Consider the following 14007-nt stretch of genomic DNA (forward strand, 5'->3'; position numbering starts at 1 on the left):
ATAAAAGGTTTATAATATCAGCAAAAAGAGGAGATAATTATGAAAAAGGTGAAAAAATATTCTTTGTAGTTGTTTTCTGTGCAGGTATGCATACTCCCGCCATTGCACATGCCGAATTGATTGGTCGTTACTCCTGGGGATTCTTCTACTCGGTCATGACAAAAAACCGCGTAACGGCTGAAGTTGACACAACAACCAAAAGAAAAGTCAGAGCTGTTGCACAAAACAGCAGAACAACAAAGTACGGCCCCCTGGTTTCAGGCAACAGAAATTCCATTGCCACAGTCAGCCGGACGTCACACGAAAACAAGACTTTCTATAGATTCAATTAAAATGATGTTCTCATGAATAAACAGACCGCAGCCATTTGGACTGCGGTCTGTTTGACTGCTTATTCACTTGAATTAACGACGGCAGGTGTTCTTCTGCATGAACTTTCGACAAGCCTCATCCCTCAAATCCCAGTTTCACCGCCTGTTCCATGATCTTGCGCAGACGGTGGTTGACGCCTGACTTGGAGATGGGACCGCCGGGAACGAGTTCGCCGAGTTCCTTCAAACTGACCTCTGGATGTGACATGCGGGCGATGGCAATTTCCTGCAGCTTGACCGGCAGGCTGTCCAGGCCGATCTTTCCGTCAATGTATCTGATGCTTTCAATCTGACGGCTTGCGGCATCGGCAACCTTGTTGAAGTTGGCGTTCTCGCAGTTGACGATTCGATTCACTGAATTTCTCATGTCACGCATGATGCGGATGTCCTCGAACTTGAGCATTGAGCTTGTTGCGCCGATCAGGGACAGGAAGTCGGCAATCTTCTCTGCTTCCTTGAGATAGGTGATGTAGCCGCTGCGCCGTCTGGCTGTGCGCGCATTCAGATTGTAGCGGTTCATCATCTCGCAGATTGTGTTGTTGTGATCTTCGTAAAGTGAATATATTTCCAGATGATAGCTGCTCGTTTCAGGATTGTTGACCGAACCCGTGGCAAGAAAAGCCCCGCGCAGATATGAGCGGACCTTGGCATCATCATCCAAAAATTCCAGGGGAACCGTTTCCTTAAGCTGGAAACCGTCCAGAATGTCCAGGTCCTTCAGCACATAATCACTGCCGCTGTTCAGACGGACGATGTAGAGATTGTTCTTCTTGAGCTTCATCTTCCGGCGGACCAGAAGCTCGCTTTCGACATCATAGAACTGCTTCAGCAAGCTGTAGATTCTGCGGGCCGTGGCGGGGTTTTCCGTCTGGACGTTCAGGATAAAGCGATGATTGGAAAGTCCGAGCGAACCGTTCATGCGAATCAACGCCATCAGTTCTGCCTTTGCGTTGCCGAAATGAACCTCCAATGTCGTAAGTTCCTTTTTAACCTCGCTTGCATATGACAAGGAAAGTTCCTCCTTTCAGTTGAACTCGTCCGCACGCCAGGACCTGGGACGCCCGGCAAGACACATCAGCTCGTCCACAACCTGGTCTCCGTTATGAAACACTCCCTGATCCCTTAGTTTTAGAAAGTTGTCGGATATGACACGACATCCCTGATCCCTCAGACCCTTGAAGTCATATTTCACCTGATACAGGTATTCGTCATACTTTTGACGATCCAGATAGTCTTTTGGAACAGGTTCTGTATTTACGAGAACCGTATCGATAAAATTCTGCTTCAAATGCCTGTTCAAAACCCGAACATGATCGGCATCGGTAAAATGCTCAGTTTCACCCTTCTGAGTCATGATGTTGCAGATGTAGACGACCTCCGCTTCGCTTCGACAAACGGCCTCACCGACGTTTTCAATCATAAGGTTCGGCAGAATGCTCGTAAAAAGGCTCCCTGGTCCGAGTACGATCTGATCGGCATCAAGAATCGCATCGACAACTTCCTGCTTGGCCTCCGGCTTGCTGCCGTCAGCAGACGTCACCCAGACGTTGTCGATTGTCTTGCCGGCAGCAGAAATTTCCGCTTCGCCTGAGATGACCGTTCCGTCGGTAAATGCAGCGTTCAAGGTCAGCGGCTTGTCTGAGGCCGGATAGACATGTCCGTCGACCTGCATGATTCTGCTTAAATCCTGTACGGCTTCAAAAATACCGCGGTTATCCATTTCAGTCAGGGCTGCAATGATCAGGTTGCCGATTGCATGCCCTGAAAAGAACTGATCGTTTGATGAAAAACGATACTGAAAAATATCCTTGTAAAGTTTCGGCATGTCGGACAGGGCAGCCAGAACATTTCTTATGTCTCCGGGCGGAACAACGTTGATGTAATCCCTGATGATTCCGGATGAGCCACCGTCATCAGCCACGGTGACTACAGCAGTAATGTCTGCATTTTTCTTGCGCAGGCCGTTCAGAACAACAGGCAGCCCCGTACCACCGCCGATTACGACAATCTTTGGACGATGTTTTTTTCTTAAACTGGTCATGAGCGATTAACCGTCTCCTTCCTCTTCTTCATGTCACGATGCTTGATGTTGACGGTATAGCCGTCACTTTGCAGATCTTCACCGATTCTTTGCGCAATCGCCACGGAACGGTGCTGTCCGCCAGTACATCCGATTGCAATCGTCAGACTCGTTTTTCCTTCAGCAACGTAACCCGGAATCACGTAACGCAGCATTGAGATGTACTGCCTGTAAAATTCAGCAGTCTTCTCGGAATTCATGACATACTCGTAGACGTCAGCATCAAGGCCTGTTTTTTCCTTTAATTCCTTGACATAGTAGGGATTTGGCAAAAACCTGACATCCATGACGACATCGGCATCAATCGGAATGCCGTATTTGAATCCAAACGACATCACGTTGATGTGAAATGCTGTGTTTTCACTGGTTTCAAAATTATGGAAGATTTCTTCGCGCAGCTGACGCGGAGAAAGTCTCGTCGTATCAATCAAAAGCGTGGCCTTTGACTTGATTTCGCTCAAGATTTCACGTTCGCGCACGATGCCGTCAAGTACGCGTCCGTCCATCGCAAGCGGATGCGATCTTCTCGTTTCCTTATAGCGCGCAACCAGTTCCTCATCAGAAGCGTCCAAAAAGACGATTTTGGCACTGATGCCGTTTTCGTCTTCCAGACTGCGGATCATTTCAACGACTTCTTCATAAAACGCACGCGAACGCAGATCGATCACAAGCGCCACCTTCTTGATCTTGCCGGATTCCTTGATCAGTTCCCAGAACTTGCCCATCAAGGCAGGCGGCATGTTATCGACGCAGAAATATCCCAGATCTTCAAAGCTTTGCATCGCAACGGTCTTGCCGGCGCCACTCATTCCGGTGACGATCACTAATTGCATTGAGTCATGCATCAGACTTCATCCTCTCAAATAGTACTGCTAACATTATAACATAACTTATGCCGTCTTCCTTTTTTATGCAGCAAAAAAGCCACGCGAACCGTTCATACGGATCCGCTTGACTTTAATCCATGTCTTCGCCAAAAATTCTGATTTTCATTTTCAGGCCGGTCGGGGTCGCCGCCAGACCTCCAAGCCCCGTTTCGCGCAGCTGAACCGGCATTTTTTCGCCGATTTTCTTCATTGCACTGATTACTTCGTCGGCAGGAATCTTGTTCGTCAGTCCTGCAAGCGCCATATCGGCACATGCAAGCGCATTGACGGAACCGACGACATTACGCTTGACACACGGAATCTCGACCAGACCTGCAACCGGATCACAGACAAGTCCCAGCAGGTTACTCAGTGCCATTGCAAAAGCCTCAGCCGCCTGACCGGGCGTTCCTCCGCAGACTTCAACTGCTGCCGCGGCAGCCATGGCAGAAGCACTCCCGACCTCTGCCTGACATCCGCCGACCGCTCCCGCAATCATCGCATTGTTTGCAGTCACGAGTCCAAAGGCACTTGCGGTGAACAGGAACTGAATCTTCTGGTCTTCCGTCAGATGCAGTCTTTGATCAATCGAAAAGAGCACGCCGGGAATGGTTCCTGACGAACCGGCAGTCGGAGTGGCGCAGATCAGTCCCATTGCGGCATTGACTTCATTGGTGGCAAGCGAATTTTGAATTGCGGATAATATCAACTCTCCAGACAATCCCCTGCCGCTTTCCCGATATTTGCGCATTTTTGCTGCCTCTCCGCCGGTCAGTCCGGTTGGAGAATGGACCCCGTTTCCGTCTGCTCCTCTGTGCGCTGCATTTTCCATCACGTGAAGCTGGTTTTTCATCTTTTCCCAGACTTCCTGTCGCGTTGCCCGCTCATATTTCATCTCTGAACGAATCATCAGTTCCCAGACTGGCAGGTTCAATTCATCGCATGCCTTGATCAGGGAAGAAACATTCCTGTACATCAAAAATCCCCCTTAAAGACAAATCAATTCCCTGCTCATCGAAGCAATGTGCTCCAGGATTTGCTCATCCGGCTTCTTGTCAAGATCGAATTCGAGCAGACAGTCGCCCGAGCTGATGCTTCGCCCGGCTTTTTTGACAATGAAATCATCACCGCAGGCCAGACTTTCAAGAATACTGTTCTGCTTGCCGTCCTTTGCCAGGCAAATGATGATCGGCAGCGGACCTGCCGGGAAAAGTTCATGCCCGTCGATTTGAATCTTTCGAATCTCAATCGTCCCGCCGCCGATCGAGCATCCGGCAACTCTGACTTCCTTATCTTTGTTTGCCAGAGTTACGATTGCCGTGTTGGGATGATTAATCGGGCTTTTTCCCTCGTGTTCGATGAATTTGACCTTGATGCCCTTCATTTCAGCGATCCTGACTGCATCGGGCACTCGCAGATCGTCCGTCTGCATCCCCAGAACGCCTGCGATAATCGCAAAATCCGTTCCGTGCCCGCGATGCGTCCTTGCAAATGATTCATAATAATCAATCGTAACCTGCGTGATTTTTTGAGAAAAAAGCTTATGGGCCGCTTGTCCAATCGCAACTGCCCCCGCAGTATGCGAGCTGGATGGCCCGACCATCACTGGTCCGATAATGTCGAAAACGCTCCTGTAATTTCCACTCATGGTCATTTTCCTCAATCTGAATAATTTAACATCATTAAATTTAACACTTATCTTCTGACAAAAAAAGAATATGTGAGAAATTTAATATTTTTCATATAGATTTTAAGTTGTAAAGCCATGCTTGACCTAAGAGAACGAAATGAACCTGATTTTATTAAGCATTGCGCTGTATTTTACCCCAAAACCAAAAGCAGCGAAACCACCATTTGGCGCATTCCGCTGCTTTTCATTAAATGCAGAGCACAGACTCAGCCTTTGATTAATCGATAACCTTGCGAACGAACGGATCTGACGAAATTCCCTCTTCAAGGATCTTCCTGCACCATTCCTGGGCAGAAAAGAGCGAGTGATCGCGATAGTTGCCGCAACTCTTGATATCTGTACCCTGAACGTCTTCCCACGTTGCATTAACGATGTCTTGAAGCGATGCCTTCAAGGCCCTGGCCACTTCGACCGTATCGTGTTCTCCCCACATGATCAGGTGGAATCCGGTACGGCAGCCGAACGGAGAACAGTCAATCACGCCGTCCATGTGATCGCGCAAATATCCTGCCAGCATGTGTTCAATCGTATGAAGCCCTGCGGTCGGAATCGCATTTTCATTTGGTTGAACCAGGCGCAGATCGAAGTTGGAAATCTTGTCGCCTTTCGGGCCTTCTTCAACCGTAATCAAACGAACGTAAGGTGCCTTGACTGCAGTGTGATCCAATGTAAAACTTTCAACTTTTGCCAAAATAATCCCTCCAAAACTTTATTATACTAATGACTATAGCAGTTTATTCGAAAAATTCAAGAGCACGAAACGTGAAATTCTTCTTGAACATCAATCATAATGGCCTCTTTCAATGACTTCCTTCAAATACTTTCCGGTATAGCTCCGCTCGTTTCGACAAAGCTCTTCCGGCGTTCCGCATCCGATGATCGTCCCGCCGCCTTCGCCGCCTTCCGGTCCAAGATCAATCAGATGATCCGCCGATTTGATGACGTCAAGGTTGTGTTCGATCACGAGCACGGTATTTCCCTTGTCAACCAGACGCTGCAGGACCTCAAGCAGACGCTTGATGTCATCGGTATGCAGTCCCGTCGTCGGTTCATCCAGAATATAAAACGTTTTGCCGTTTGACTTTCGGTGCAATTCGCTTGCCAGCTTCATTCTCTGGGCCTCGCCGCCGGAAAGTGTCGTTGCCGGCTGTCCCAGAGTCACGTAACCCAGCCCTACGTCCGCAATCGTCTGCAGCTTGCGCTTGATTTTTGGAATTGCAGCAAAAAACTCCAGTGCCTCTTCCACGGTCATGTTCAACGGAACATAAACATCCGGCAAAAAATTCATCTCAATCTTGATGATGCCGTCACCCTTGCAGGATTCGCAGCGACCGCCCTTGACGTTGAAACTGAATCGACCCTTGCCGTATCCTCTGACTTTTGCCTGATTCGTCTTCGCAAAGAGATCGCGAATATCATCAAACACGCCGGTATATGTCGCAGGATTGCTGCGCGGTGTACGACCTATCGGACTCTGGTCGATGCAGATTACCTTCTCAAGATATTCGGTCCCGATGAGTTTCCTGAATCTGCCGGGCTTTTCCGTGCTGTGGTTGAGTTTTGCAGCCAGTGCCTTCTTTAAGATCATGTTGACGAGCGTCGATTTGCCGGAGCCTGAAACGCCGGTAACCGCAATGAACTTTCCAAGTGGAAAGCTGACGTCGATGTTTTTCAGATTGTTTTCGCAAGCGCCAAAAAGTTCAAGCACGTGACCGTTTCCCTTGCGACGCTCTTTTGGAATCGGAATATATTTTCTTCCTGACAAATACTGTCCGGTCAATGACCTGGATGAACGCGCCACCTGCCTGGGAGTACCGCTTGCCATGACTTTTCCGCCGTGACTTCCGGCACCCGGTCCGATATCGATCAGATAATCGGCTGCCCTCATCGTATCTTCGTCGTGTTCGACAACAATCAAAGTGTTGCCGAGATCACGCATTTTCTTCAATGAATCAATCAGCCTGGCATTATCCCGCTGGTGCAGCCCGATTGACGGCTCATCCAGAATATACAGGACGCCGGACAAATTTGAACCGATCTGGGTCGCAAGTCTGATTCGCTGAGCTTCACCGCCTGAAAGTGTGCGTGCGGAGCGGCTGAGCGTCAGGTATGCCAGCCCGACGTTGACCAGAAAACTCAGTCGATCGCAGATTTCCTTTAAAATAGGTCTTGCAATCTGCTCTTTTTGTTCAGAAAACGTCAATCCTTTGAAAAACGGCAAAGCATCTCCAATCGACATTTCGGAAACTTCACCGATGTTTTTTCCGTCGATTCTGACCGCAAGCGCACGGTTGTTCAACCGGTATCCGTGACACGTGCTGCACGTCAGACTTGTCATGTACTTTCGCATCACATCGCGCGTAAAATCGCTGTTCGTTTCACGATAGCGCCGCTCAATGTTGTTGATTACGCCTTCAAATACAGTGTCGACGTCTCTGACTCCGCCAAAGTCGTTTTCATGATGAAAATGAAATTCCCTGTCACCGGAACCGTACAGGATGAGATCCTTGTCCCCTTTGGAAAGATCTTTAAACGGCGTATCCATGTCAATTCCAAAAGCCTGGCATGCCTGCTCCAGGAGATTCGGATAATACTGCGAGCTGATCGGATTCCATGGTGCGACGGCTCCTTCATGAAGCGTCTTCGTCTGATCAGGAACAACCAGATCCATGTCAACCTCAAGTTTGGCTCCCAGTCCGTCACATTCATGACAGGCACCGAACGGAGCATTGAACGAAAACAGACGCGGTTCAAGTTCGCCGATCGTAAAGCCGCAGTATGGGCAGGCGAAGCTTTCTGAAAACTGAATCGTTTCCCGGCCGACAATTTCTGCTGCCGCATATCCACCGGCAAGACGCAAGGCTGCTTCAAACGAATCAAACAGACGCGTTCTGATCCCATCCTTGATGACTATACGATCGACAACGACTGAAATATCGTGCTTCTTGTTTTTATCGAGTTCGATTTCATCGTCAACTTCATGAGCCTCTCCATCAATCATCAGACGAATGAAGCCTTCATGCTTGATTTTTTCAAGCAATTTCTTGTGCTGTCCCTTCTTTCCACGGACAACCGGTGCTAAAATAATAACTTTGGTTCTTTCCGGAAACTTCAGAATGCGGTCAACCATCTGTTCGGGAGACTGACTCGTAATCTCACTGCCGTCGTTCGGACAAATCGGAGTTCCGACACGTGCCCACAGGAGTCGCAGATAGTCATTGATTTCAGTGACGGTTCCGACGGTTGAGCGCGGATTTTTCGAAGTCGTCTTCTGGTCAATCGAAATTGCGGGAGACAGCCCTTCGATTGAATCGACGTCAGGCTTATCCATCTGTCCCAGAAATTGCCTGGCATAAGAAGACAGGCTTTCAACATACCTTCTCTGCCCTTCAGCATAGAGCGTATCGAATGCGAGCGAGCTTTTGCCTGATCCGGAAAGACCCGTCACGACGACAAGCTTGTCTCTTGGAATTTCGACATCAACGTTCTTTAGATTATGTTCCCGTGCACCATGAATGATAATTTTGTCAACACCCAACTTTTTTCCTCTTTTCTATTCAATTTCCGCCTTGAGTTCAAGAACCGTGTCCCGCAGGCGTGCAGCTTCTTCAAAATCAAGCTTTTTGGCTGCTTCTCTCATCTGCTCTTCCAGTCCTGAAATCATCTCCTGCTGGTCTTTTTTGCTTAGGTCGTTGAAATCAAAGTCTTCCGGCTTGTTCTTAGACTTCCTGGAAGCTTTGTCTCCATATGAAATTGCAGCGCGGATTTCCTTTTTGATCGTCTGCGGAACAATCCCGTGTTCCTGATTATACCTCATCTGAATCTCGCGGCGACGCCTGGTTTCGTCAATCGCGGCTTTCATTGATTCGGTCACTTCGTCGGCATACATGATCACGTGTCCGTTGGCATTTCTGGCAGCACGTCCGATCGTTTGAATCAGCGAACGCTCATTTCTGAGAAATCCTTCCTTGTCGGCATCAAGAATTGCCACCAGCGAAACTTCAGGAACGTCGATTCCTTCGCGAAGCAGATTGATTCCGACCAGAACGTCGAATTTGCCAAGACGCAGATCACGAACGATTCGTGTTCGCTCAAGCGTTTTGATGTCGGAATGCAGGTATTTGACCTTTATGCCGAGTTCCTTCAGATAATCGGTCAGGTCTTCGGCCATCTTTTTCGTCAGAGTCGTCACGAAGACCCGCTCGTTCTTCTCCGTACGCCTGTTGATTTCACCAACAAGGTCATCCATCTGTCCCATGATCGGTCTGACTTCGATTTCAGGGTCAAGCAGCCCTGTCGGCCGAATGATCTGCTGGACGATATGACTGGTCTGCTTCTTTTCGTAATCGCCCGGAGTTGCCGACATATAAATAATCTGATTCGTCAGCTTTTCGAATTCCTCAAGCTTCAACGGTCGGTTGTCAAGTGCGCTTTTAAGCCTGAAGCCATAATCGACCAGCATTTGCTTGCGGGCCTGGTCACCGTTGTACATGCCTCTGACCTGCGGCATCGTCACATGCGATTCGTCGACAACGAGCAGGAAATCCTTCGGAAAGAAGTCAAGCAGCGTAAACGGTCGGTTCATTTGACGATTGTCCATATATTTTGAATAATTCTCGATTCCTGAACAATAGCCCATTTCACGCATCATTTCGATGTCATACGTCGTTCTTTGTTCAAGGCGCTGTGCTTCAAGCAGCTTTCCCTGCGAGCGCAGTTCCTCAAGTCGTTCTTTCAGCTCTTTTTCGATTCCTTCCAGTGCCTGTTTCATTCGATCGTCATTTGTCAGAAAGTGCGTTGCCGGAAAAATCGTCACCCTGTCCGTATCGGTGATAATTTCACCGGTCAATGGGTTAAATTCACAGATTCGGTCAACGTCATCGCCAAAGAATTCGATTCTGAGCGCTGAAGAATCGCTTGACGCTGGAAAAATGTCAACAACGTCACCACGAACACGGAAACGGCCGCGCTGAAAATCAATGTCGTTTCGCTCGAACTGGATTTCAATCAATTCCCTGAGCAGGCGGTCGCGGCCATATTCCTGATCAACGTGCAGGGAAAGCGCCTGTTGCTGATATTCGCCCGGATCGCCCAATCCGAAAATGCACGAGACCGAAGCCACGACAATAACGTCGTTTCGTTCAAGCAGGGCACTTGTCGCAGCATGTCTTAACTTATCAATCTCATCATTGATGCTGGAATCCTTTTCGATGTAGGTATCGCTCGAAGGAACATAGGCTTCCGGCTGATAATAGTCGTAATATGATACGAAATACTCAACCGCATTATTCGGAAAAAACTCTTTGAATTCGCCGTAAAGCTGTCCTGCCAAGGTCTTGTTATGTGCCAGAACCAAGGTCGGCTTGTTCACGTTTGCAATGACGTTTGAAATCGTAAACGTCTTGCCGGTTCCGGTCGCCCCCAGTAAAATCTGCGCATGTTCCCCGGCTTTTATTCCGGCGGTGAGTTCGGCAATTGCCTCCGGCTGATCACCAGTCGGTTCGTAAGACGAGCATAATTCAAAATTTCGGTCAGGTTGTCGTTCAATCACAAGAATCGCCTCCATGTTCCATAAAACAAATCTAGGGATATTGTATCACTTCGAACAAATTTTCGCAAAAATAATGATAAAAAAGACCTTCACCTTCATCCGGTGAAGATCCTTCCTGTCTTTTTAATCCACGTACGCCTGAATTGCCTTTTCAAATTTAGCAACATTGGCCCTGGATTTTTCAAATGAGTCGCCCTGTGTTCCGATGTAGAACTTGATCTTAGGTTCAGTTCCCGAAGGACGAACGGCAATCCACGTGCCGTCTTCCAGGATATACTTCAGAACGTTTGAGCTCGGAAGATTCATCTTCTCTTCCCTTCCATCGGCAAAATGCTTTTCGCCGGTTGAAAAATCTTCTGCACACACGACTTTGACGTCTGCAAACTCAGTCGGAGCCTCATCACGAAGCTTGGCCATCAGATTCTTGATCTGCTGTGCGCCCTCGACGCCATCAAACGTAAGCGCCGTTGTCTTTTCGGCAAAGTAGCCGTACTTTTCAAAGAGTTCCTGCAGACCGTCATAAAGGTTCTTGCCCTGCTTGCGGTAATATGCGGCAACTTCCGCAAGGAGCACCAATGACTGGATGGCATCCTTGTCACGCACGAACGGACGGACAAGGTAGCCGTAGCTTTCTTCAAAGCCCATCATGAACGTGTGCTCGTTCGTTTCCTCAAAATGCTGAATCTGTTCGGCAATGAACTTGAATCCCGTCAAGACGTTAATCGTATCGCATCCAAAGTCCTCGGCAATCTTAGCCGCGAATTCGCTTGAAACAATCGACTTGACCAATGCGCCGTTTTCCGGCAGCGTCCCCGCATTCCTGCGTGCCGTCAGAATATAGTTGAGCATAATTGCGGCAATCTGATTTCCCGTCAAAAGCTTGTAATCGCCATCAGGCTGGCGAACAGCGGCACCCAGACGGTCAGCATCCGGATCGACGGCAATCAGCAGATCAGCATCATCACGCTTGCCGAGTTTGATTGCAAGGTCGAATGCTTCGGGAAATTCAGGGTTGGGATGTTCCACGGTTGAAAAATCACCATCGGGAGTCGCCTGTTCAGGGACCATCGTGAAATTCTCAAAGCCAGCCTGACGCAAGGCCTTTTCGCCAAGCATTGCGCCCGTACCATGAAGCGGAGTGAAAATCAGCTTCATCGTCTTGCCTTCTTCTGCAACAAGTTCCGGATCAACCGTTACCTTCCTGACTTCAGCCAAATACTCCCTGTCGATTTCAGAACCGATGATCTTCAGCGTGCCGTCGTTGATCAAGGCATCCTTGTCAGCTGCTTCAACTGCAAAGATATCATCGACTTCACGAATATACTTCGTAATCAGGTCCGATTCCTTAGGCGGCATTTGAGCACCGTCTTCGCCATAAATCTTGTAACCGTTGTACTGCTTGGGATTATGACTTGCGGTAATCATGATGCCGGCATAAGCATGCAGATGACGCACCGTAAACGAAAGCTCCGGCGTCGGACGCAGGCTTTCAAAAACAAAGCTCGGGATTCCGTGAGCCCCCAGGACACGTGCAGATTCAAATGCAAATTCCTGAGACTTATGGCGCGAATCATAACTGATGGCAACGCCGCGGCGCCTTGTTTCTTCGTCAAGAGTATCCATCAATGCCGCAAGCCCTTCAGTTGCCTGACGAACCGTATAGACATTCATCCGATTAATGCCGGCTCCGATTACGCCGCGCATTCCTGCCGTTCCGAACTCCAACGGCGCATAGAACGCATCTTCCAAAGCATCATCGTTTCCTTCAAGCTTTAAAAGCTCATCCTTTAAATCAGGTTCAAGTGCCTGATAGTTCTTCCAAGCGTTATAAGTTTCCTTCCAACTCATAAAATCACCCCTAATAAATAGCTTCAACTAAGTATACTATATTTTACCACAAGACCCGTGCAATTTGATTAATTTACTTAAAATTTTACTTAAAATAATACATTGTTAAGTAAACTTCAGTCATAATCGACGTTTCCGTCAAGATACCACGGATTGTTGGGATGCCAGTATCTGCGATAACAAATCAAACCGATGCTGAAAAAGAACAGCAAGGCAGACAGCCATTGGGAAACGCGCAACGGTCCGAGCATCAGGCTGTCAGTCCTCATTCCTTCAATGAAGAAACGTCCGAACGAATACCAGATAACATAGCTCAGGACAATTTCGCCGCGTTTGAACAGATGATTCCTGTGCCTGAAACACATTAACACGACAAACCCCAGGAGATCCCAAATCGATTCATACAAAAACGTCGGTTGATAATACGTACCGCCGATCTTCATCTGACTGACAATGAAATCCGGCAGACACAGCCGCTCCAGAAACGCTCTTGTCGTCTGAACGCCATGTGCCTCCTGATTGACAAAGTTGCCCCAACGACCGATTCCCTGCGCCATGATGACGGTCGGTGCCATAACGTCCATGAAAAGCCATGGTGAAAGCTTTTTCACCCGACAGAAAACGATCAGTGCCAAAACGGCTCCAATCAAGCCGCCGTAAATCGCAATGCCCCCGTCCCAGATGCGAATGATTTCAGCGGGATTTGCGGAATAGTAGTTCCATTCAAAAACCACGTAATAGATTCTGGCACAGATAATCGCAACCGGCAGCGCCACAATCAGAAAGTCATAGAAATTATCCTCCAGAATTCCTCTTCTTTTGCCTTCCCTGATTGACAAATACAGAGCCAGCAGAACCGCCATGCCAATGATGACGCCGTACCAGTGAACCGCAATCGGTCCGAGCTTCAATGCAATCGGATCAATCTCACCCAAAAAAAATTTCAATTCTCTCATCCCTTCATGCCTTAACTGACCGAATTCTGCTGAATCAGGGCATTCAAATTGTCTTCAAACACCTTTGTCGCGTCATACCCCATCGTCTTGGCCCTGAAATTCATTGCAGCAGCCTCGATAATGATTGCAAGGTTGCGTCCGACTTTCACCGGAATCGTAATCTTTGGAATCTCAACGTCAAAAATGCGGACTTTCTGCTCGCCGTTGCCCAGCCGGTCGAATTTCTTGTCCTTGTCCCAGTTCTCAAGATGGATGATAAGCGAAATGTCCGTCCTGGAACGAACTGCGCCTGCTCCAAAGAGGTTCATCACGTCAATGATGCCGACGCCGCGAATTTCAAGCATGTGTCTCAAAATTGCGGGTGCCTCCCCGACAAGCGTCTGCTCATCCTGTTGATAGACCTCGACACGGTCGTCCGCAATCAGACGGTGGCCGCGCTTGATAAGATCCAAAGCCGTTTCTGACTTGCCGACGCCTGAATCGCCGGTAATCAGAACTCCTAAACTGTAAATATCGACCAACACGCCGTGCAGGGATTTTCTTTCAGCCAGTCGCCCGCCCAAATAATCAGTCATCTTGGCTGAAAGCCGTGTTGTCGGAAGCTTTGAACGTAAAATCGGGATACCGTGTTTCTCAGCTGCCTTT

Annotated in this window: 12 protein-coding genes; 1 reads left to right on the forward strand and 11 read right to left on the reverse strand. The window is 48.5% G+C overall.

The window, feature by feature from the left end; genetic code table 11:
- On the forward strand, positions 1-332 hold a 332-nt coding region (locus V7Z60_RS05065; RefSeq protein WP_334116763.1), incomplete at its 5' end, for a hypothetical protein.
- Positions 333-447: 115 nt separating this feature from the next.
- Here V7Z60_RS05065 and whiA read toward each other — a convergent pair.
- The 11 genes from whiA to hprK all read right to left on the reverse strand — a co-directional run.
- Positions 448-1380 (reverse strand): DNA-binding protein WhiA, encoded by a 933-nt coding sequence (whiA, locus tag V7Z60_RS05070; RefSeq protein ID WP_334116764.1) that lies wholly within the window; start codon positions 1378-1380, stop codon positions 448-450.
- 15 nt (positions 1381-1395) lie between these two features.
- Positions 1396-2412: a gluconeogenesis factor YvcK family protein gene (locus tag V7Z60_RS05075; RefSeq protein ID WP_334116765.1), complete on the reverse strand. Its 1017-nt coding sequence runs from the start codon at positions 2410-2412 to the stop codon at positions 1396-1398.
- A complete protein-coding gene (gene rapZ / locus V7Z60_RS05080; protein ID WP_334116766.1) occupies positions 2409-3296 on the reverse strand; it encodes an RNase adapter RapZ in 888 nt (295 codons plus the stop codon). Before rapZ ends, V7Z60_RS05075 begins: the two co-directional genes overlap by 4 nt.
- Positions 3297-3408: 112 nt before the next feature.
- Positions 3409-4293, reverse strand: coding sequence for an L-serine ammonia-lyase, iron-sulfur-dependent, subunit alpha (gene sdaAA, locus V7Z60_RS05085; protein ID WP_334116767.1), 885 nt, complete (start codon positions 4291-4293; stop codon positions 3409-3411).
- Between the two features lie 12 nt (positions 4294-4305).
- Entirely contained in the window at positions 4306-4965 is a 660-nt protein-coding gene (locus tag V7Z60_RS05090; protein WP_334116768.1) for a serine dehydratase beta chain, read from the reverse strand.
- A 259-nt stretch (positions 4966-5224) separates the two neighbouring features.
- Positions 5225-5698: an S-ribosylhomocysteine lyase gene (locus V7Z60_RS05095; RefSeq protein WP_334116769.1), complete on the reverse strand. Its 474-nt coding sequence runs from the start codon at positions 5696-5698 to the stop codon at positions 5225-5227.
- Between the two features lie 90 nt (positions 5699-5788).
- Positions 5789-8545 (reverse strand): excinuclease ABC subunit UvrA, encoded by a 2757-nt coding sequence (gene uvrA, locus V7Z60_RS05100; protein WP_334116770.1) that lies wholly within the window; start codon positions 8543-8545, stop codon positions 5789-5791.
- A 15-nt stretch (positions 8546-8560) separates the two neighbouring features.
- Positions 8561-10558, reverse strand: a complete 1998-nt coding sequence (gene uvrB, locus V7Z60_RS05105; protein WP_334116771.1) for an excinuclease ABC subunit UvrB — start codon at positions 10556-10558, stop codon at positions 8561-8563.
- A 123-nt stretch (positions 10559-10681) separates the two neighbouring features.
- A complete protein-coding gene (locus V7Z60_RS05110; RefSeq protein ID WP_334116772.1) occupies positions 10682-12406 on the reverse strand; it encodes a phospho-sugar mutase in 1725 nt (574 codons plus the stop codon).
- 116 nt (positions 12407-12522) lie between these two features.
- Entirely contained in the window at positions 12523-13362 is an 840-nt protein-coding gene (gene lgt, locus V7Z60_RS05115; protein ID WP_334116773.1) for a prolipoprotein diacylglyceryl transferase, read from the reverse strand.
- A gap of 11 nt (positions 13363-13373) precedes the next feature.
- On the reverse strand, positions 13374-14007 hold a 634-nt coding region (gene hprK, locus V7Z60_RS05120), incomplete at its 5' end, for an HPr(Ser) kinase/phosphatase (RefSeq protein ID WP_334116774.1).

It is taken from the genome of Ligilactobacillus sp., assembly GCF_036846325.1.
Classification (GTDB): domain Bacteria; phylum Bacillota; class Bacilli; order Lactobacillales; family Lactobacillaceae; genus Ligilactobacillus.